General features: G+C 70.8%; 17 protein-coding genes and 1 pseudogene. 7 read left to right on the top strand and 11 right to left on the bottom strand.

Features of this window, described 5'->3' with window-relative positions; translation table 11 throughout:
* Positions 1-8 precede the first annotated feature (8 nt).
* A complete protein-coding gene (locus tag SROS_RS33650) occupies positions 9-1,412 on the top strand; it encodes a condensation domain-containing protein (protein ID WP_012893408.1) in 1,404 nt (467 codons plus the stop codon).
* 68 nt (positions 1,413-1,480) lie between these two features.
* Positions 1,481-2,716, top strand: coding sequence for an acyl-CoA dehydrogenase family protein (locus SROS_RS33655; RefSeq protein WP_043653466.1), 1,236 nt, complete (start codon positions 1,481-1,483; stop codon positions 2,714-2,716).
* A gap of 44 nt (positions 2,717-2,760) precedes the next feature.
* Here the strand turns inward: SROS_RS33655 and SROS_RS33660 are convergent, their stop codons facing one another.
* Positions 2,761-3,669 (bottom strand): helix-turn-helix domain-containing protein, encoded by a 909-nt coding sequence (locus SROS_RS33660; protein ID WP_012893410.1) that lies wholly within the window; start codon positions 3,667-3,669, stop codon positions 2,761-2,763.
* Between the two features lie 102 nt (positions 3,670-3,771).
* Between SROS_RS33660 and SROS_RS33665 the strand changes: the two genes are divergently transcribed.
* Positions 3,772-4,563 (top strand): phytanoyl-CoA dioxygenase family protein, encoded by a 792-nt coding sequence (locus tag SROS_RS33665; RefSeq protein ID WP_012893411.1) that lies wholly within the window; start codon positions 3,772-3,774, stop codon positions 4,561-4,563.
* A gap of 63 nt (positions 4,564-4,626) precedes the next feature.
* Positions 4,627-4,764, top strand: a pseudogene (locus SROS_RS50160) (IS701 family transposase); the annotation flags it as partial.
* 120 nt (positions 4,765-4,884) lie between these two features.
* On the opposite strand, the gene SROS_RS33670 reads toward SROS_RS50160, so the two are convergent.
* The 5 genes from SROS_RS33670 to aroF all read right to left on the bottom strand — a co-directional run bounded on the left by SROS_RS33670 (position 4,885) and on the right by aroF (position 10,302).
* Positions 4,885-5,253: a hypothetical protein gene (locus SROS_RS33670; RefSeq protein WP_012893412.1), complete on the bottom strand. Its 369-nt coding sequence runs from the start codon at positions 5,251-5,253 to the stop codon at positions 4,885-4,887.
* Positions 5,254-5,354: 101 nt separating this feature from the next.
* Positions 5,355-5,906, bottom strand: a complete 552-nt coding sequence (locus SROS_RS33675; protein ID WP_012893413.1) for a dihydrofolate reductase family protein — start codon at positions 5,904-5,906, stop codon at positions 5,355-5,357.
* Between the two features lie 562 nt (positions 5,907-6,468).
* Complete coding sequence (locus tag SROS_RS33680; RefSeq protein WP_012893414.1) at positions 6,469-7,719, bottom strand: cytochrome P450 family protein; 1,251 nt, start codon at positions 7,717-7,719, stop codon at positions 6,469-6,471.
* Between the two features lie 659 nt (positions 7,720-8,378).
* Positions 8,379-9,230, bottom strand: coding sequence for a prephenate dehydrogenase (locus SROS_RS33685; RefSeq protein ID WP_012893415.1), 852 nt, complete (start codon positions 9,228-9,230; stop codon positions 8,379-8,381).
* A gap of 31 nt (positions 9,231-9,261) precedes the next feature.
* On the bottom strand, positions 9,262-10,302 hold the full coding sequence (gene aroF, locus SROS_RS33690; protein ID WP_012893416.1) for a 3-deoxy-7-phosphoheptulonate synthase: 1,041 nt from the start codon (positions 10,300-10,302) through the stop codon (positions 9,262-9,264).
* Between the two features lie 413 nt (positions 10,303-10,715).
* Between aroF and SROS_RS33695 the strand changes: the two genes are divergently transcribed.
* The 3 genes from SROS_RS33695 to SROS_RS33705 all read left to right on the top strand — a co-directional run bounded on the left by SROS_RS33695 (position 10,716) and on the right by SROS_RS33705 (position 14,469).
* Positions 10,716-11,720 carry a methyltransferase gene (locus SROS_RS33695; RefSeq protein ID WP_012893417.1) on the top strand — a complete coding sequence of 335 codons (1,005 nt, stop codon included), beginning with the start codon at positions 10,716-10,718 and terminating at the stop codon, positions 11,718-11,720.
* 130 nt (positions 11,721-11,850) lie between these two features.
* Positions 11,851-13,080 (top strand): cytochrome P450, encoded by a 1,230-nt coding sequence (locus tag SROS_RS33700; protein WP_012893418.1) that lies wholly within the window; start codon positions 11,851-11,853, stop codon positions 13,078-13,080.
* 450 nt (positions 13,081-13,530) lie between these two features.
* On the top strand, positions 13,531-14,469 hold the full coding sequence (locus tag SROS_RS33705; protein WP_012893419.1) for an arylamine N-acetyltransferase family protein: 939 nt from the start codon (positions 13,531-13,533) through the stop codon (positions 14,467-14,469).
* 160 nt (positions 14,470-14,629) lie between these two features.
* On the opposite strand, the gene SROS_RS33710 is transcribed toward SROS_RS33705, so the two are convergent.
* The 5 genes from SROS_RS33710 to SROS_RS33730 all read right to left on the bottom strand — a co-directional run bounded on the left by SROS_RS33710 (position 14,630) and on the right by SROS_RS33730 (position 20,634).
* Positions 14,630-15,733, bottom strand: coding sequence for an acyltransferase family protein (locus SROS_RS33710; RefSeq protein ID WP_043653472.1), 1,104 nt, complete (start codon positions 15,731-15,733; stop codon positions 14,630-14,632).
* 381 nt (positions 15,734-16,114) lie between these two features.
* Entirely contained in the window at positions 16,115-16,918 is an 804-nt protein-coding gene (locus SROS_RS33715; RefSeq protein ID WP_012893421.1) for a TIGR03084 family metal-binding protein, read from the bottom strand.
* A 355-nt stretch (positions 16,919-17,273) separates the two neighbouring features.
* Positions 17,274-18,398: a carboxymuconolactone decarboxylase family protein gene (locus SROS_RS33720; protein WP_012893422.1), complete on the bottom strand. Its 1,125-nt coding sequence runs from the start codon at positions 18,396-18,398 to the stop codon at positions 17,274-17,276.
* Positions 18,399-18,412: 14 nt separating this feature from the next.
* Entirely contained in the window at positions 18,413-20,068 is a 1,656-nt protein-coding gene (locus tag SROS_RS33725; RefSeq protein ID WP_012893423.1) for an FAD-dependent oxidoreductase, read from the bottom strand.
* Positions 20,065-20,634: a DUF5987 family protein gene (locus SROS_RS33730; RefSeq protein WP_012893424.1), complete on the bottom strand. Its 570-nt coding sequence runs from the start codon at positions 20,632-20,634 to the stop codon at positions 20,065-20,067. The genes SROS_RS33725 and SROS_RS33730 overlap by 4 nt, the downstream gene beginning before the upstream one ends.
* Positions 20,635-20,686: the final 52 nt, after the last annotated feature.

Here is a 20,686-nt window from a genome sequence, read left to right on the forward strand (position 1 = left end):
ACGGCACCATGACTGTTCACGAGACGACGCACGCGACTGTTCACGAGACGACGCACGCGCCGAACGACCTGGAGAGCCGCGCTCCGCTCGCCTTCAACCAGGAGTTCCTGTGCGCGTTCGACAACGGCGAGGCCGACGGGGCCTTCGGTAACCGGCACACGCTGGTCTTCGGCTGGCGGCTCAGCGGGGCGGTCGACACCGGCGCGCTGCAGGGAGCCCTGGACGACGTGGTGGCACGTCACGAGGCGCTCCGCACGTCGATCGTCCGCGGTACCGAGGACCGGTACCAGAGGATCCACCCGCCCGGCTCAGTCGAGCTGGTGGTCAGCGACCTCCCGGCGGACGACCCCCGTCCGCGTGACGTCCGCGCGGAGGAGTTCCTCAACGAGCTCGACGCCGGCACCTACAGCGTGGGGAGCCTCCCCCACCTGCGGGCCCGCCTGGGGCGGTTCGACGGGAACGACGCGGTGCTCGTGCTCGTCCTGCACCACACGGCGGGCGACGCGTGGTCCATGCAGGTCATCATCCGCGACCTCGCCGCCCGCTACGCCGCCCGCCGGGGATCGGAGGCCCCCGTCCTCCCCGACGTCCACCAGTACGGCGAGTTCGCCGCCTGGCAGCTGGAGAGCGCGGCCGGCGCCGAGATGGGCAGGGCGCTCGACTACTGGGGGGAGAAGCTGCGCGATGCCCGCATCCTCGCCATCCCCACGGACCGGCCGCGCGACGGCGGGCTCACCAACGTGTACGCCGCGCACCGCTTCGTGTTCGACAGGGAGCTGACCTCCGCGACCCTGAATTTCTCCAAGGCGGCGCGGAGCTCGGCGTTCATGGTCATGGTCGCGGCCTACAACGTGCTTCTTCACAAGAAGACCGGGGTCACCGACATCGTCGTCCCGACGTTCACCTCGGGCCGGTCCGACGAGCGCTTCATGGAGACCGTCGGCCCCATCTTCAACTACCTGACGTTGAGGACGGACATCACCGGCTGCGAGACCTTCCGCGACGTGGTCGCGCGGACCCGGGCGACCTGTTTCGAGGCCTACGGCAACGACATCCCGTTCCCGCTGATCGCGCACGGCAACCCCGGGCTCGTGAGCCCGTTCGCGGACGACGGCGTGGCCGTCGTCGCCTTCGAGGTGCTCCAGGCTCCGTCCGAGGTGGAGGAGGAGGCGATCGGGGGCCTGACGTACTCCGAGATACGGCGGCGGGTGCTGCCGCAGCCGCTGAGCTCGCACATTCCGAACGGCGCGCTGTGGGCGATGGACGTCCTCCCCTCGGGGGAGATAGCCGGGAGCCTCAAGTTCGACCGCAACCGCTTTGACGAGAGCACGATTGTCGACCTGGTGTCGGACTTCCGTCAGGTGCTGTGGAACGCGGTCACCGGCCCCGATCGGCCGCTGCGGGAGATCTGAGTCCCGCGACGCGGCCACCGTGTCACTGGTCGTGAGCCAACCATCCGAGATAGGGGATGTGCGCAGCAATGACAGTCGTCACCAGTGTTCCCGAACACGCATTTCCTTCCCCGCCCGAGCCGCGCCTCACTCCGGCGGAGATCATCGCGAGGGCCGAGGCGATCGCACCGACCCTGATCGGCCGCCAGGCCGAGACCGAACAGCGCACCTTCTACGCGCAGGACACCCACGAGGAGTTCGCGAGGGCCGGCTTCTACCGGATCCTGGTCCCCCGGCGTTACGGCGGCTACGAGTTCGGGACCGACACGTTCCTGCGCGTGGCGATGGCGCTCGCGCGCGGGTGCCCGTCGACCGGCTGGATGTACCTTTTCGGCGCCGCGCACGCGCTCGCGGTGGCCACGCTGTTCGACGAGCGGGCGCAGGCCGAGCTCTTCAGCTCCGGTGACTTCATCTGCCCCGCCACGGTCGCGCCCAGTGGCACCGCCGAGCGTACGGCCGACGGCTGGGTGCTCAACGGCGTCTGGTCCTACGCCTCCGGCTCGCCGTACGCCACGCACTTCATCGGTCACACCTTCGTTCCGCAGGCGGACGGGGAGCCGCCGGCTCCCCTGCTGTTCATCGTCCCGCGCGACCAGTGGAAGCGCCTGGACGACTGGGGGCAGCAGCTGGGTCTGAAGGGGAGCGGATCGCACAGCGTCGCCATCGACAACGGGCGCATCCCCGACCACTTCACCCGTGGTTTCCACATGAGTCAGGTCACCGTCACCGAGGGCACCCCGGGCCTCGCGCTGCACGGCAACCCCGAGTACGGGGGCGGGCCGCTCAGCTTCATGCTGCTCGAACTCGGCGCTCTCGCGGTGGGCATGGCGAGGGGAGCGCTCGACGCCTACGAGGACCTGATGCTGACCCGGACGACGATCTACCCGCCCATCGTCCTGCGCGTGGAGGATCCCGACTTCCAGCTCAGGTACGGCGAAGCCACCGGCATGATCAGTACGGCGGAGGCCGCTCTCCTGAACGGGATCCAGCAATGGCGTGACACGTGCGCCGCGGGCCCGGAGGCGTTCACCAGGGAGCAGGAATGGCGGCTCGCCACCATCAGCCGGGAGGTGGTCCGGCTGTGCTGGCGCGCGGTCGAGGGGGAGCTGTTCCCCACCGCCGGTTCCAGCTCGGTCCGCCATGGTGACCGCATCGAACGGGTGTGGCGTGACATGTCCATGCTTCACAGTCATGCCGGATACGCCGTCGTCCTGAAGACCATGGCGAACCGGGAACTCACCAAGGCCCGGTTCAACATCGGGTAACCGCGGCCGCCGACGCGAACGGCCCGCCCAGCCTGCTGGGCGGGTCAGGAACTCTTCCGCGTCGACTCGGCCGAGGCGCTGAACTCCGTATGGGCGGTTGATCGGCTACGTCGCCGGTACTCGGTGGGTGTCAGTCCGACCAGTGTCCGGAAGCGGCGAGCGAAGTATGTCGGGTCGTCCCAGCCGACGGCGGCGCCGACCCGGGCGGCCGGCAGGGTCGAGTGTGCCAGTAGCGTGGCGGCGCGCTCGGCCCGCAGCCGGGCCAGGAAGCCCAGCGGCGTCAACCCGACGTGCCGTCCGAACAGCCGGCCGAGATAGGCGGGATCCAGGTTGACCGCCCGGGCGAGATCATCCAGCCGCCATGGATGGGCAGGCGCTGCCTCGAACCGGGCGATGGTGGCGGCGACAGCGGGGTGGATGGCGGACTCGGGCGTCTCTCGTTCGGGGTCACGCCCGTCGGCCAGGACACCGAGTACGGTGACCAGCCGGCCCAGCACACGGCCTGGCCGGCCCTGATCGGCTCCGAGGTCCCGTTCGAGCAGGCCGATCTCCGCGATGGCCTCCTCGGCGGCCACCGGATCGACGGTCGTGACCGCCACACCGTGCGTGCCGGATGCCACCGGGTCGGTCCACAGCATCCGGCGCAGCATCGGGATGTCGTACAGCGCCGCCAGCTCGGTCCTCAGAGCCTGGGCGGACAGGCAGCAGTTGGCGACGGTCAGGTCGGCGCAGTCCAGGAACCCGTGCCAGGCACCGGGGCGAAGCACGATGACCTGCCCGCGCCGCAGCGGATGCTCACCCTGACTGGTCACGTGCCGGCCGTAACCGCTTCCGATCACCGCGATCTCGAGGAAGTCGTGCGCGTGCGGCTCGATGCCGGGGTTCAGCTGATGGACACCGCCCAAGACGGGGCGCCCGGCGAACAGCGCGTGCTCGTGCAGCGTGGCAGGCATGTCGGGATCGTACGACTACTCCCTGGGATCGGCCTAGCCCGTGGCGGCACACCGCGACGACACTGGGTGCAATCCCAGCGGCAAGAATCTCGGAGGCCAGTGATGACAACGACGACGACCGAACAGTCCGGCAGGGACGTGGATGCCGACGGCCGTGTACCGGACGAGCTTGTGGCGGCATACCACGAATACGGTTTCGTCCGAGTACGGGGCGTCCTGGAGCCGGACCAGGTCGAGCGCTTTCGAGTGAGCGCCAAGGCATTCCTGGAGGCGCATCGCGCGGAGAGCCTGGAGAAGCAAGGCGTCTTCAGCCAGCTGGTCAACGTCTGGCAACACGACCGGACGCTGCGGGAGCTCACGTTCGACGCACGGCTCGGCCGGATCGCCGAACAGCTCGCCGGGTTCCCGCTGCGGCTCTGGCACGACCAGATGCTGGTCAAGGAGCCGCACAACAACGCCGCCACGGAGTTCCATCAGGATCGTCCGTACTGGCCGCATGCGGGAGATCGGCTTCCGCTGTCGGCCTGGATAGCGCTGGTCGATGTTCCGCCGGAGCGAGGCTGCATGACCTTCCTGCCCGGCACCCAGGATCGAACCGGCCTGCGCCCGCAGGACCTCCACCATGAGGAGGATCTGTTCGGGATGGACCCGTCTCTGCGTTGGATCCCCCGTGTCACCGTGCCGCTCCGCGCCGGCGACTGCACCTTCCACAGCGGCTACACCGGACACATGGCGCTGCCCAACCGCACCGACGAGGCCCGGCTCGCGCACGTCGTCATCTACATGGACGAGGCGACCCGCTACAGCGGGACCGAGCACGTCGTGACCGACCCTCTCGGACTCGCCGCGGGCGACAGGTTGGACGGAGACGCCTTCCCTCGCCCCTGGGCTTAGTACTCCGGTGGCACCTTGCGATCCTCGCGACAGGGGGCGACAGCCCTCCGGTGCTGATGTCCGCTGAAGACCGGCCTGGGCCTGGACCATTTCGAGGGCCGCACCTGGACCGGATGGCATCACCACGTCACCCTGGTCTCGGTCGCACACGCCTTCTGCCCCCTGCAGCGGCTCGACCCGAAAGCCCCGGCCACGGCTTGACCACCTACCGGGTCATCGCCGCGCCGCAACTACTCCTGGCCTGCTGGGCCGGGGCCTGTCCCACCTACCGCCGCGCGTTACCCAGACACGCCCGGCCCGTCCCCACCCGACCAAGCTCTGCTAGTCGGCGGTGCGGAAGCGCATCGCGGACCACGTGTCGTCCACCGACACCTGCCCGATGGGGCGCATCCCGTGCTCGACCATGATCGTGGCCAGGCTCTCACGGTTGATGTCGGCCCGGTTCGCCTTGGGGTAGGCCACCCACAGGGCGTTCGGCCGGCCCAGCCGCCCCTCCTGCGCGCTGAGGATGTCGCGCAGCGAGTCGGCGTTCCGGGCGAAGATGAGGGCGGTCGCCGCCTGGTCCGGCACGTCCGCCTGGTGCACGTTCTCCGGGAGCGGCTGGATGAGCTCCAGGTAGGAGGAGTCCGAGGACCAGACGGCGGTGTCCGGCTTGATGAGCAGCTTCTGTGCGACGGACTTGGTAGCCATGGCGCGTTGTCCTTTCGGTAGGTGGTGCCCCGGGTCCCGGGAACGGCCCGCCCGGCCGGGCGGCCGGGCGGGGCCGACGGGTCACCGATGGCACGGTTGCCTTACTTGTCTGCCGGCGCGTAGGTGAGGTAGAGGACGCCCGTGTCGAAGGTCTGGGAGTCGATGAGCTTCAGGGGCACCTGGTCGCCGCCGTCCTCGAAGAGGCGCTTGCCGGAGCCCACGACGATCGGGTGGACCAGCAGCCGCAGCTCGTCGAGCACGCCGGCGCGCAGGAGCGAGCGCACCAGGGTGGCGCTTCCGGTGATCGAGATGTCCTTGCCGGGCTGCTCCTTCAGCTTGGTGAGCTCCTCGACGACGTTGTCCTTGATCAGGGTCGAGTTCTGCCACTCGACCTTGTCCAGGGTCGTGGAGACGACCAGCTTGGGCGTGTCGTTCATCTGGTCCGCGAGCTGGTTGCCGGTGCCGGCCTGGCTCGGCCAGTAGCCGGCGAACTCCTCGTAGGTCCGCCGCCCCAGCAGCATCGTGTCGGCCGCGGCCATCTGCGCGCCGACCGCCGCCCCCATCTCGTCGCTGAAGTAGGTGAAGTGCCACTTCTCCGGCGACTCCGTGACGCCGTCCAGCGACACGAACAGACCTGCGGCGATCTTCCTCATTCTGATCTCCTCGTACTGTCATCGTGAATGTCGGTTGTTACACGGTGTCCGGCGATCGCCCCGCCGCCTCCGAGACGGAGAAGGCGGAGAAGGCGGCCGCCCGCGCGCGATCGGGGCCGCGTGGCGCCCCGGAGGGTCTCCGGCGCGCCGGGCCGTACCTCGGTGCCCGGAACCGGACGGCGCCGCCCGCCGGGGCCCGCGCGGGGCCGGCGACGGGCCCGCGCGTCCTGGTAGGAGCGCGGGCGGGCGGCGGCCGGGCGCATCCGCTCCGGCGGGGCCTCTGCCGCCGCCTGGTTCTCCGTCACCGCCGTCTCGCACATGCGACGATCGTCCTACCGACAATAATATTTGTCAAGGGCAGAAAAATCGTCAGGCGGGCGAGCCTCGTCATGACAGCCCGCCCGCCGTTTCGCGAGTACGCCGATCGCCGGACCTGCCCACTCCCGGTGGTCCAGAGGTCACACCGCGCGATCCCATGGGCCCATCCTCCGCCCGCCCGCCCTCCGGCGCTTCTTCTGGCGTGCTGTGTTCCGGATGGGCCCGCCGGATCCTCGTGTGCCGGTCAGCGGGCGTCGGCGCCGACGGCCACCGGGGCGGTCAGGCGGACCGGCAGGGCGCGGTGACCGTTCATGATGAACGTCGGCAGCGGCTCCAGGTCCTCCTTGGCGACGGCGAGGCTCAGCTCGGGGAAGCGCTCGAACAGCGTGGACAGGCCGACCGTCGCCACCAGGCGGGCCACACCGGCGCCGAGGCAGAAGTGAGGGCCGTGGCCGAAGGACAGGTGCTCCTTGTCGGCGCGGGTGATGTCGAAGCTGTCGGCGCCCGCGCCGTGCAGGGCCGGGTCACGGCCGACCGCGCTGTAGTTGATGAGGATCGGGTCGCCCTGGGGAATCGTCACACCGTCCAGTTCGATGTCCTCGACCGCGTAGCGCAGGGGCAGGTGCGCCAGGGGCGACTCCACCCGGAGGGTCTCGTCGATCACGTCGTCCCACGAGGCGAGCCCGGACTTGACGAGCTGGAGCTGCTCGGGGTGGGCGAGCAGCGCGGTGATCGCGTTGTCGAAGAAGTTGATCGTGGTCTCCGAGCCGGCGCCGAGGATCGCGAAGATCGTGTCGGTCAGCTCGACCTCGGTCAGACGCGAGCCGTCCTCGTCCCGGGCGGCGATCAGGTCGCTGGTGATGTCCTCGCCCGGCTCCAGGCGCTTGGCGGCGATGAGCTCCTCCATCGCGCCCCGCCAGCCGGCCAGCACGGCCTGGGCCTGCTCGGGAGTGACGGTGGTGTCCACCATCATGTCGATGACCTTGGCCGTCTTCACCCGGGCGTCCTCGGACATGCCGATCAGGTCGGCCACGAGGCGGGCGGGCAGCGGGTAGGCGAACCGCTCCCGCAGGTCCACCACCTCACCGGGCCCGGCGGCCTCCAGGGCGTCCACGAGCTGGTTGGTCAACTCCACGATCCGCGGCCGGATCGCCTCGGTACGGCGCGGCGTGAACGCCTTGCCGACCAGCCTGCGCAGGCGGATGTGGTCCTTGCCGTACGCGGTGACCATGTTGTCCATCGCGATCCAGCTGATCATCTCCCAGTCCGGCGGGATCTCTCCGTTGATGAAGGCCGGCCAGTGGTTGCGGGCGCTCTTGGTGACCCGCGAGTCGGTCAGCAGCTGCTTGATCACGGCGTGGCTGTTGATCGACCAGGCGAGCACGCCACCGGGGAGCTCCACCTGCGTCGCGGGGCCCTGCGCCCGCAGTCCGGCGGCTTCAGCGTGGATGTCCCGGCCGGTGGTGTCGAGGGCGACGGGGCAGCGAATCTCCATGGATCTCTCCAAGATCTCGTCGGTAGGGCAAGTCAGGTGCCAACACACCAGCGAAACGCGTCACGGGTATCGAGGACGAAGCAGGAATTCTGGAAAGGTGTCCGGTGGCGGTTGAGCCCCGTCTGCCGTGCCGGGGGATCGACTCCCGAGCCGGGTGGTCACGCCCCTTTCCGCCCCGACGTCTGCAGTCGTCGAGGCGGGAAAGGAATTCGAATCTTCTTCCTCCTCTGAGGCTAAAGCTTTTCAATGCGGACCACATCGATGAGTAGGCCGGCCAGGGGCCCCGAATTCGAAGCCCTTCTCCGCTGTCGTCTGCCGGCTTTTCCCTCGATTCCAGCTACACAGGCAGCGTGTCATCCGCCTGCTCTTCGACGCATCTTCCGGATTGCGCTCCCGGACCGTGCGGCTCTTTCCCCGCGGTCACGGGCCTTTCCCGCGGCCGTGCGCCCTTTCCCGACGGTCACGCGCCTTTCCCCCGCGATGGGCCTTTCCCCGCGTCCCGGCGGCTTCCCCGCGCCCCTCCCGCTCTTCCCTGGCCTCCCGGCGGCTCCGCCCCCGCGCCCCTCGCGTCCCGGCGGCTCCCCTTCCCCGCGCCCCTCGCGTCCCGGCGGCTGCCCTCCCCCGCACCCCCGCGTCCCGGCGGCTGCCCTCCCCGGCGGTCACGCGGCGACTATGTGCTCCCGGCCGCGGTTGCCCCGGGTGAGCAGATCGGCCAGCGCGCCGGATCGGACGCGGTCGGATCTCCGCAGGGCGGACGCGGCTTCGGTCAGATCCCGCACCACCGCCTCCAGCACCGTGGCGACCGATTCGGCGTTCTGTTCCAGGATGTCGCACCAGAGGCCGGGCGCGCCCGTGGCGATCCGGGTCGTGTCCTGCAGGCCCCTGCCCACCAGCGAGAGGGTGGTCGCGTCGGCGCCGGCGAACCGGGCCGCGAGCGCCGCGGACACCAGGTGCGGCGCGTGCGAGACCGCCGCGACGACCCGGTCGTGCGCGTCGGGCGCGAGGAGCCTGGCCGCTCCCCCGCATACGGCGACCATCTCGGCCACCACCCGCACGACCTCGGGCGACGTCGCCGGGTGCGGGCACAGCGCCCACGGCCGTCCGGCGAACAGGTCCGCGTGCGCCGCGTGGGGCCCCGAGAGCTCGCGGCCGGCGATCGGGTGCCCGGGGACGTAGGACGTGAGGTCGCATCCGGCGAGCTCGGCGTCGGCCGCGATGCGGGCCTTGGTGCTGGCGACGTCGGTGTACACGGCGCCCAGCCCGCGGGCCTGGGCGTCGCGCAGCACGCTGACGACCGTGGACGGCGGGGTGGCGATGACCACCAGGTCGGCAGGGGGGTCGCCGGGCATCAGGGCGATGCCGGCCCCCATGCATTCGGCTGTCGCCAGCGAATCGACGTCCTGGTCGGACAGTGCGACGTGGATGCCTGCGCGCCGCAGGGCGAGCGCGATCGAGGTCCCGATCACACCGGTGCCGAGGACCGTGACGCGGCGGACTGTGGTCGTATTCATGAGTTCTCCTGAAATGCCCTGGCCGCGCGGATCAGACGGCTACGAGGTCCCGTTGTGTGGCCAGGTGGCGGCCCATGAAGCCGGCCAGGTCCTCCATCGTGCGGGCCAGCGCCTGGAGGTCGTCGGCGACCAGCGCCTGCGGGCCGTCGCACAGCGCGATGTCGGGCTGCGGGTGCACGTCGACGATGATGCCGTCGGCGCCCGCGACGACGGCCGCCCGGCTGAGCGGCAGGACCAGGTCGCGGCGGCCCCCGGAGTGCGAGGGGTCGACGATGACCGGCAGGTGCGACAGCCGCTGGGCCACCGGGACCGCGGAGATGTCCAGGGTGTTGCGCGTCGCGGGCTCGAAGGTGCGGATGCCGCGCTCGCACAGGACGATGTCGAGGTTGCCGCGCTGGGCGATGTACTCCGCCGCCATCAGCCACTCCTCGATCGTGGCGTTCATCCCCCGCTTGAGCAGCACCGGCTTCCCGGCCTCTCCGACGGCCTGCAGGAGGGTGAAGTTCTGCATGTTGCGGGTGCCGACCTGCAGCATGTCGGCGTAGTCGGCGACCATGGCGACATCGTGCGCTCCCACGACCTCGGTGACGATCGGCAGCCCGGTCTCCTGCCGGACCTCGGCGAGGATCTGCAGGCCCCGCTCCCCCAGGCCCTGGAAGGCGTAGGGCGAGGTGCGCGGCTTGAACGCGCCGCCGCGCAGGAGGGTCGCCCCGGCCGCCTGCGCCATCCGGGCAGCGGCGAGCGTCTGGTCCGGTGTCTCGACCGCACAGGGGCCGGCGATCAACGTGACGGTCTGCGGGCCGATCGACACCCCGCCGACCTGCACCACCGACCGGTCGGGGTGGTGTTCACGGCTGACCAGCTTGTATTTCGCCGAGATCCGCACGACGTTGCGGACCCCCGGCATGCCCCGCAGGTTCATCATGGCGAAGTGGTCGATGTCACCGACCAGGCCGATGACGATGCGGCTGACACCGCGGCTGACGAATGCCTCACCGCCCGCCGACTCCACCAGCTCGACAATCGACTGGATATCGGTGGAAGTGGCGTCCGTGTCCATTACGATTACCATATTACTGCCGACCTTTCTCTGTCTCATCGGTCTCTGGATTTGTTCTCGCAAAACAAATCCTGCGCTTTCCGCGATGCGCGGACCAGACAGACGGAAGTCAGCAAGCTGTTCGCGGGTAACCACTTCCTGCCAATAGGCGCCGAATGGCTCCTCGTGGGGGCCGCGCAGCTCACCGGAGGGCGCACGCCGTACGGCCGGCGCCGTTCCGGACGGCCCGCGCCCCGCCGCCGGAGCCGGCGGGCGGCGGCCTGCGCGCCATAAAACGACTATGCCGCACTCCGGAATATGCCGCACTCAGAAAGATGCGCCGAGGCGTGCTCCGGCGTGACGATGAAGCGCGTATCCCGCGCCGCGGGATGACTTGCCGACGCTGTGGGTCCTGCTGGTCTGCGGTCGTTACGAAGGAGGAACGCGTGTTGTCCGATGAGGACGGAGCGGGCGCCGGATTGTGGGCGATGGCGCACCTTGGGACGCCGATGGCGTTGCGTACGGCGGCGACGCTGCGGATCGCCGACCACATCGTGGCCGGCCTGCGCACCGCGCCCGAGCTGGCCGAGGCGGTGAAGGCCGACGCCGACGCGCTGGAGCGGCTGATGCGCTACCTCGCCGCCCGGGGGATCCTGAGTCGCGACGGATCGGGGAGCTACGACCTGACCGCCCAGGGGGCGGCGCTGCGTGATGATCACCCTTCCGGCATGCGCTCCCTGCTCGACATCGAGGGCGCGGGCCGCGCGGAGCTGGCCTTCGCCCAGCTGCTGCACAGCGTCCGCACCGGCGAGGCCTCCTACTCGCTGCAGTTCGGCCGCTCGTTCTGGGAGGACCTGGCGGCGAATCCGGCACAGGGCGCCTCTTTCGACGCGTGGATGAGCGCCAACGTCCCGACCCGCGTCCCCGAGCTCCTGTCGTGTTACGACTGGGGATCGCTGGGACACGTGATCGACGTCGGCGGCGGCGACGGCTCGCTGCTGACCGCGCTGCTGACCGAGTATCCGGAGCTGCGGGGCACGGTCGTGGATCTGCCGGGCACCGCCGAGGCCGCGCGCAAGGCACTGGCGGCGGCCGGTCTGGTCGACCGCGCCGACGTGGTCAGCGGGAGCTTCTTCGACCCGCTGCCGCCGGGCGCCGGAGGGTACCTGCTGTCGTGGATCATCCATGACTGGAACGACACCGCCTCCCGGGCGATCCTGCGGCGCTGCGCGGAGGCCGCGGGCAGCGGCGGCAGGGTGTTCGTCGTGGAGAGCGTCGACGCCGGCGGTGGCGCTCCGCACACCGGAATGGACCTGCGGATGCTCGTCTACTGCGGCGGCAAGGAGCGCGGAGTGGACGAGCTGACCGCGCTGGCCGCCGGCTGCGGGCTCCGGCCGGTGGCGGTGCACGCGGCCGGCACGTTGTCGGTCCTGGAACTGACCGTTGGGTGACAGTGCGGGCGCGCCCGTACGCGCGGCACGCGCCGAGGCGTGATCCGGCCCGCACGAGGCGGTTGCCGCACTGGTCCGAGCCGAGCGTCGAAGGCAGGCCCGGGTGGGCCTGCGGAAGAAGGAGATCCCGATGACCGTGTACGTGATGCAGCCGGATGAGGCGATCGCAGCCATGGTGGCCCCGGAGGGGCGCCTGAATCCCTATCCCCTCTACGAGGCGATACGGGCCCACGGAGATCTGGTGCAGGTCAGGGAAGGCCTGATAGCCGCCGTCGGCTACGCCGAATGCTCCCGCGCCCTCCGGGAACCTCAGTTCAGAGTCCAGGACGCCAGCAGCTACGACATCGTCTACCCGGAATGGCGCTCGCACTCCTCGCTGCGCGGGTTCACCAACTCCATGCTGTTCACCAACCCCCCGGACCACGCGCGGATGCGGCGCCTGGTGACCGGGGCGTTCACCGCCCGCCGGGTGGCGGAGCTCCGGCCCGCGGTGGAGCGGATGACCGACCAGCTGCTCGACCGCCTGGCGGAGATCGGCGCGGACGGATCGCCGATGGACCTGATGAACGAGTTCGCCTTCCGGCTCCCCGTCGCGGTGATCAGCGAGATGCTGGGGGTTCCCGAGGGGGACCAGGTCTGGTTCCGCGCCGTGGCGGCGGACGTGATGATCGCCCTGGAAGGGCTCACCACGCTGTCCGAACTCGCCCGTGCGGACGCCGCGGTGGACGAACTGTCGGCGTACCTGGGTGAGCTGATCGACCGCCGCCGCCGTACCCCGTCGGACGACCTGGTCAGCGCGCTGGTCCAGGTGCGCGACAGCGACGGTGACCGGCTCAGCCAGGACGAGCTGATGGGCAATCTGACGTTGCTGCTGAACGCCGGGTTCGACACGACGACCCACCTGCTCGGCCACGGGGTGCTGCAGGCGCTCGAACGGCCCGAATTCCGCGCCCGGCTGTGCGTGGACCCGGACTTCACGGTCAACTACGTGGAGGAGACCCTGCGGTTCGAACCGCCGGTGCAGGCCACCAGCCGCTGGGCCGGGGCCGATGTGAACCTGATGGGCACGGAGGTGCCCGCCGGCACCAAGGTGCTGGTCCTCATGGCCGCCGGCAACCGGGACCCCCGCCGCTTCCCCCAGCCCGACCGCTTCGACCCGGACCGCCCGGACATCCAGCCGCTGAGCTTCGCCGGCGGCATCCACTACTGCGTGGGGGCGCCCCTCGCCCGGATGGAGGCCCAGGTGGCCCTGCCCATGCTGCTCCGCCGCTTCCCGAAGCTCGCCGTCGCCGGAACCCCCACCTTCCGCGCCCGGTGGCTCGCGCGCGGCCACAACTGGCTCCCGGTCTCGATCGGGTAGCGGCGCCGGCGCCACGCGTCCCGGTAACGCCCGTGCCCCCCGCGGCCGGGGACGCCGGGACGCGGCGCCGCCTGTCCGCGCGGCCGTACGTGAGGACCGCCGCGCGCCGCCCGGCGGGCGTGACCCGCGCCCGGCGCCGGACACGCCGCCGTCCCCCGGGGGCCGGCCGGACCGTTCCCGTACGGCCAAGCCGTTCCCGCGCGGCGCGGGGAATTCCCTCACCCCCGGGAATTCCCCGCGCCCCTCGACAGACGTACGGATCTCATGACGGCGGCGATCCGGAGAAACATCGCCTCCTCTCCCCGCGCCCCTGACCGCCCGGCGCCCGGCTGGCAGGAAAAGGCCACCGGAATGCCCGCTTGATGCACCTGACCAGCATGGCCTGCGGGACGTGAAGCGCGGATCGTTGTCTGTGCGAGAACAATCCATCGCCCTAGAAAAGGGTTAGAAATGTTGAACTCAATCAGTACGCCGGTCGATTTCACCATTGACGACCGTTTCCTCGGTCATGACGCCATCGATGTCACCGGTTACCTCGCGAGGCTGGGCGTGTCCCATCCGGGGCCGCCCTCCGTCGGCGCGCTGAGGTCGCTGCACCGGGCGCACGTCGAGCGGGTCGCCTACCAGACGGCCGACATCCACCTCGGCCGGCCGACGACGATCGCCCCGTCCGCCTCCGCCGACCGGATCGTGCGCCATGGATGGGGCGGCTACTGCATGCACCTCAACGGCGCCTTCTCGGCCCTGCTGGCGGCGCTCGGCTACCAGGTGCGCCGGCACCGGGGCGGCGTTCAGGTCGCCCACGGCCAGCCCGCGCCCGGCGCCGACGCCAACCACCTGGCGGTGACCGTCCACGGGCTGCCCGGCCCGGAGAACCCCGGCGGCTCCTGGCTCGTCGACGTCGGCCTCGGCGACGGGCTCCACGAGCCGCTGCCGCTGGCGGCCGGCACCTACCGGCAGGGCCCGTTCACCTACAGGCTGCGCCCCTCGCCGGTCGAGCCGCGGGGATGGCGCCTCGACCACGACCCGGACGGCAGCTTCGTCGCGATGGACTTCGTCGTCGAGCAGGCCACCATGGCCGACTTCACCGCCCGGCACGTCGAGCTGACGACCTCGCCCGCCTCCCGTTTCACCCGTGTCCTGACGGTCTACCGGCGTGACGCCACCGGCAGCGACATGATGCGCGGCTGCGTCCTGACCCGGGTCGGCGCCGACGCCGGCAGGTGGGAGCTGGGCGGCGCCGCCGAGTGGTACGCGACCCTCGCCGACCGCTTCGGGGTCATCCTCACCGATGTGCCGGATTCGGAGCGCATGGCGCTGTGGGAGCGGGTGCGCGCGGCGCATGACAGATGGCTGGCGTCACGGGCGCGGGCCCGGGAACGCGTGTAAGCGGGACGAAGGCTGACCTCACGGGCACCGGCCCGGGAACGCGTACGGGCCGGAAGGCGGCGTGTGCGCCTTCCGGCCCGATCGGGTGCTGTCCGGACGAGCCGGAACGCGGGTGCCGGGACGGTCTCGCGAGGGGGAACGGACCGTCCCGGCGGAGCGGTCAGCCGCCGGATCCCCGGCGGGCGACGCTCTGCGGTTCCCCGTCCCGGCGGCGCCGCGACGTCGCGAAGCGGCGCATGATCGGGCGTTCGACCAGGGAGAAGAGCAGCCAGGACAGCAGCAGGGTCACCCCGAAGAGCAGCACGACCATGCCGATCGCGAGCGGAGTGCTCAGGCCCTGGCTGTCGGCGAGCAACTTGTGGCCGTAGACCAGCACCAGGGCGTTCCACAGATAGAAGGCGTAGGACACTTCGCCCAGCCAGCCCATGATGCGGCCCGACAACCACGACGGGAGCTTCTTCACATCGGTGACGGCGGCGGCGGCGATGACGAGGCCGAGGGGAACGACCATGGTGGGGCCGAGGGAGTAACCTCCCGGGAGCAGCGGTGTCAGGGCGTACACGACCACGCCGAGCGCCACGGAACCACCGAGGCCGAACGGGAGCTTCCGGCCGGTCATGACCACGCGGGCCAGCAGGATGCCGAACACGAAGTCCAGCATCCGTACCGGCGGGAACGTGTAGATGAACCAGTGCGCGGTGTCCGTCACCGCCGGGGACGGGAACCGCATCTGGTACGGCAGCAGGCCGGCCACGACCGGGACGGCGAGGATGACCACCGCGACCCCGGCCGCCCAGGCCCAGAGCCGCTCCGGCCTGATCCGGCCGATGTAGCGCATCAGGAGCGGGAACATGAGGTAGAACAGCGCCTCACAGGCCAGCGACCAGGCAATGGGGTTGACGCTGAACCTGATGTCCATCTGCGGGAACCACGCGTGCAGCAGCAGGAAGTTGAGTATCCCGGCCTCGCTGCTGATGGCCTGCTGCGCCACCAGGGTGACGAGCAGGAAGGCGACGACGTAGGTGGCCACGTGACTCGGGTAGATCTTGAAGAACCGCCGCCGCCAGAACGCCGGCGCCCTGTCCTTGGTACGCACCGACCAGGCGAGGACGAAGCCGCTGAGCACGAAGAAGAAGCCCACCCCGACGAAGCCGAGCCGGCCGAAGAGCGTCTCCAGGACGACCTTGGCCTCCGGCGAGCCGAACATGTTCGCCAGCCACACGACGTGGAAGAAAAAGACCATCGCCGCGGCGATGAACCGCATTCCCGTCAGTGACGGCAGGCGGGGATTCTGGGTGACGGGCGCATTCTCGACCGGTTTCTCGATTTGTTTCGTTGACGCCACCATTGACGTACCTTCCCCATCTTGGGACCAATGAAGCGATGGGTCGACGCGGTATATCATGGCCGACGGCCGGGCATCCATCCCATCGCCTGACTTTGGCATCCCGCCGCCGCTCCGGGCATCTCCCGGATTGCGGTGTAAACCAATATGGGGAAATCCCGGAACGGCCCGGGCCATCGGCCGCGCCACGCGGACCGGACGCCGGCACGGGACGGCGTCGTCCCGTGCCGGCGTCCGCCGGGTGGCTGCGCGGGGGGCATGCCGTGCGCGTGCCGCCCGTCACGGTCCGCAGGAGGTGGACTATCGCCGGGCGGTCGCGAACTGGCCGGGGGAACGGCCCGCCCCGGCCGGCCCGCGGTAGGCCTGGGCGATGTCCAGCCACGCGTCGGCCTCGGCGCCGGAGGCGACGACCGCGAGGTCGTCGCGGTGCCGCCGCCTGGTCACGAGCAGGCAGAAGTCGACGGCGGGCCCGGAGACCCGCTCCGGCGAGTCCTCGGGGCCGAACGCCCACAGCTCCCCGGACGGGCCGGTGATCTCGAAGCGGAATTCGGTGGCCGGCGGGGTCAGGCCCCGCGACAGGTAGCCGAAGTCCCTGGTCAGCACGGCGAACACGACCAGGTGCTTGAGGCCGTCGGTCCGTTCCCGCTCCGCCCCGAGCGTGTCGGCGATGTCCTGCCCGTGGGCGAACGTCTCCATGATCCCGGCGCACGCGAGGATGATCGGCGGCAGCGGGTTGACCAGCCAGGGGACCGTCTGGCCTTCCGGCACGGCGGCGAGCGCCTTGACCGTGGCCGCGCGCTCGGCACGCCAGCGGGCCAGCAGCACCTCCGGCGGGTCGTCCTTGTAGTCGGCGAGCGCGGCGTTGACCGCCCCGTCGAAATCGTGCTCGGCCCCGGCGATCATGGCCTTGAACCTGTCGGCGTCGGAGGCCGCGGTCCCGGCCAGCCGGAAGATGAAGATCAGGTGGGCGATCTGGTCGGCGATCGTCCATCCGGTTGCGGGGGTGGGCAGCGCCCACTGCTCTGGGTCGAGACCGGCCACCAGGCGGTCGACGTCGTCACCCTCCCGGGTCAGGTCCCTGAGCACGTTGTCCAGGTCGCTCACACGCCTTGTCCTCTCACTTGGAGATCGAATGATTCGAGGCTGCAGAGCAATTCCCGGCGTGCCGGCCCGGTCGGCGGCGCGCGTGGAACAATGGACATCCCGCTCGCCGGCGGCACCACTGGAATGCGTTATACAAAGAATGCATCGGAGAAATGTCCCTGTCTTCTCCCTTTATGCCCTGTGGCCCCGGCATCCCGTGTTCACCGCGCGGCCGCCGACATATCCGGCGGGCGGCCCGCGCCGGCTCCGGCCGGCACCGCCGAAAGGCGGCGCCGGCGCTCCCGGGAAAAGCCTGCGCTTCCAGGAAAGGCCTGCGTTTCCGGGAAAAAGAGGGGCCGGCACCGCCGGAAGGCGGTCAGGAGAGCCGCGCGGCGACCGGGCAGCCATCCGGAGCCGTCTGGCGCGGGCCGTCGGGTCGGGCCGGCAGCACCCAGCTTCCGATCCGGCGCGCCGCGGCCAGGCTCGCCCACGAGGTGAGCTCGATGAGCGCCCGGTCGCCGGGCTCCGTGCGGCGGAACTCGTCGATGACCGGCTGGTCGACCTGGTAGGAGGCCATGGCCGTCAGCAGCGCCAGACGTCCCGCCGGGCGCTGGGCGGCCGGCAGGCCGGACACCGCGTCGGTGACCCAGGAGCGGCTGAGACCGGCCGGCGCGCCGTTCCACCCGGCCAGCTCGGCGGTGACCAGGTCGCGGACGGGTTCCGGCACCGAGCGGTGCCCGGCTCTGTCGACGGCGGCGGCGGCCCGGGCGAAGGCCTCGGCGATGTTGGCCGCACCGTCCGCCCAGGACAGGTCCGCCGGCGGCGGCGCGGCCGGCAGCAGGTCGAGAGAGGCACCCGGGGCGTGAGCCCTGCGGGCCGCCGGCCTCATGAACAGCCCGAGCAGCCGCATGAGCCCGGGGCGGACCCCGGCGGGCACCTGCGGCGGCACCGGGGACTCGTCGAGGAAGACGTTGACCATGCGGTTGAAGTACTGGAAGGTGACCGCCACCCCGACGAGCTCCGCGACCTGTTCCGCGGGGAGCGGCAGGTCGTGCCGGGCGGCCGCCTCCCGCGTGCCGCTCGCCCGCGCCCACGCGGCGATCCGGCGCACGCCGGGGTCGGCGATCGCCTCGATGCGGTCGCCGGCGATCTCGGCGGCGTAGTCTCCCCGCACGAGGCTGCCCAGCGTCGCGCTGTGCACGTCCACGCAGTACGGGCAGGTGTTGCCGAGCGACACCGCGGCGGCGACCGCCTCCTTGATCGCCCTGTTGACCGTCCCGTGTGCGAGGAGCGACTCCCGCAGTATCAGCCAGCAGGCCGCGAGGGGCTCCGGGGCGGGCGAGTGCAGGATCACCGGCGGCGCCAGCATGCCGAAGTCCCGTTCCGCCTGCTCGTAGACTCCCGCGACGATCTCCCGCGCAGCGCCTGGTCTGACCGGGGAGACATGGCGGACCTGAGACAGCGCGCTCCGTCGTGCCACCGGGGTGAGGATCCTGCCCATCGCCTGCTCCTTCGCTACCTGTGCAGCAGGGTGGGCACCAGCCGGGCCGCTCCCTGCCGCCCGCTGATGGCTCCGTCCGGCGACGGCGCGCCGTACGTGACGTTCACGCCCCGCTGCTGTGCCGCCTGCACGATGCCGGGGACGGCGCGCTCGGCGAGCGCGGCGATGGTCATCGCCGGGTTGACGGTGAGCGCCCCCGGTACGGCGGAGCCGTCGGTGACGAAGATTCCGGGGTGTCCGCGCAGCTCGTTACGGTCGTCGAGCGCGGAGGTGTCCGGATCGTCGCCGATACGGCAGGAGGCCAGCGGGTGCACGGTGTAGGCGCCGACCACGTCGTTGGTCCACGCCGCCACCTCGGCCAGCCCGTCGCGTTCCAGGATGTCCTTCACCTCGGCGTCCGCCTCGGCCCAGCCGCGCAGCGTGTTGGCGGTCGGGTTGTACCGGAGCCTGCCGACTCCGAGCATCTGCTGCGAGATCCGGTCGGCGTTGCCGGTGGCGGGGGGCGGGCCGAACACCCCCTCGTTGTCGTCCTCGGTCATCTGGAAGATGATCAGCCAGGAGCGCCAGCGCTTGAGGAGCTCCTTCTTGTCCACGCCGAACCAGCTCGGGCCGGTCGCGCCGGGCACCTGGGCGAGGATGGTGCCGAGGCCGGGCGGGAAGTAGAGCTGCTCCAGCGAGAAGCGGGAGTACTCCGGCAGCGAGCCGTCGAGACGGTCCCAGCTGGCCACGGTCGGCCCCTTGCCGATCTGGTTGGCCTCGTAGGCCAGGCCGTCCCCCCGGCTCAGGCCGAGAACCTCACGCACCTTGTCCTCGTTGAAGACGGCGGTGTTGAGCCGCTCGCCGTTGCCCGAGAAGTATCTGCCCACGGCGTTCGGCATCGTGCCGAGCGTCGCCTCGCTGCGCTGCAGGATGACGGGGGTGGCGCCGGCGCCGGCCGCGAGAACGATGATCTTGGCGTCGATCGTGCCGCTGCCCGCCTGGATCCGGTAGTCCTCGTCGTCGACGACGTTGTAGTGCACCCGGTAGTCGCCGTCGTCGGTCCGCGAGATGTGCTGCACCTCGTGCAGCGGCCGGACCTCCGCGCCGTGCGCGAGCGCGGCCGGCAGGTAGTTGAACAGCAGGGACCGCTTGGCGTCGAAGCGGCAGCCGGCCATCATCCAGTTGCAGTTGGCGCACTTGCTGTTGTCGATGGCGCTCGGGAGGGGGTTGGCCGTACGGCCCGCGTGGTTGCACGCGGCGGCCCACAGCCCTCCGGCGTAGCTGACGTCGCTCCACTCCTGCTTGGTGACCGGGATCGACTCCTCCACCCGGTCGTACCACGGCTCAAGGGTGTCGCGACTGACGGCCGAGGGCCACATCCGCCTGCCGATGCTGCCGTGGCGTTCGAAGACGAAGCGCGGCGCGCGGGGCATCGCGGCGAAGTAGACGACGCTGCCGCCGCCCACGCAGTTGCCGCCGAGCACGCTCATGCCGTCGCCCACGGTGAAGTCGAAGGCCCGCGTGTAGGACGATCCGAGCTTGAAGTCGTGGTCGAAGTCGTTTCCCGTCAGCCAGGGCCCGCGTTCGAGCACCACGACCCGCGCGCCGCCGGCGGCAAGGTGGTAGGCCGCGATCGCGCCGCCGAAGCCGCTTCCGACCACGAGGACGTCGGTGCGTTCGGTGCTGGTCATGCGGGGCTCCCTGAGGGGGTCGTGTCCGGGTGCAGCCGGGCCAGCTGCCGGCCGTAGGAGTACGCGGGGAACCGCCACAGGCCGTCGGGGTCGGGCAGCTCGATGCCCATGGCGATCAGGCCGGGGTGCCCGGCGGCGAGCGCCTCGGCGGTGTGCAGATGGGCCGCAGAGTCGAAGGCCATGTTGCTGAACAGGGCGAGGCTGACCCAGAACTCCTTCTCCGGGTGGCCGGGGGTGGTCAGCCGCTGCACCAGGGCGGTGCGGTGCTCGAAGGGCAGCGCGACGAACGGCGGCACCGACTCGTCGGGAGCCAGCTCGTGCTCGGCCGCGTACGCCTGGGCGTGGCCGTTCAGCAGGCGGGCGAAATCGTCCAGTCCGGAGCTCAGCCCGGTCGCGTCCCACTCCAGCAGCTCTATGGCGCCGGCTGCCACCGCGCCGCCGCCGGTGGTGGCGCCCGCGACGGCCCTGTCGTCGGGCGACCGCTTCTCACCGGGGACGATGGTGTCCGCGAACGCTTCCAGCGTCACCGTCCTGACCTGGTCTTCGTCTCGGATTCGCGGCGTCATAGGCGTTTCCTCACCTCGGGTTCGGCTCAGGTCAACTCCATCGTCCGGGCGC

The sequence above is a fragment of the Streptosporangium roseum DSM 43021 genome, assembly GCF_000024865.1.
Lineage (GTDB): Bacteria > Actinomycetota > Actinomycetes > Streptosporangiales > Streptosporangiaceae > Streptosporangium > Streptosporangium roseum.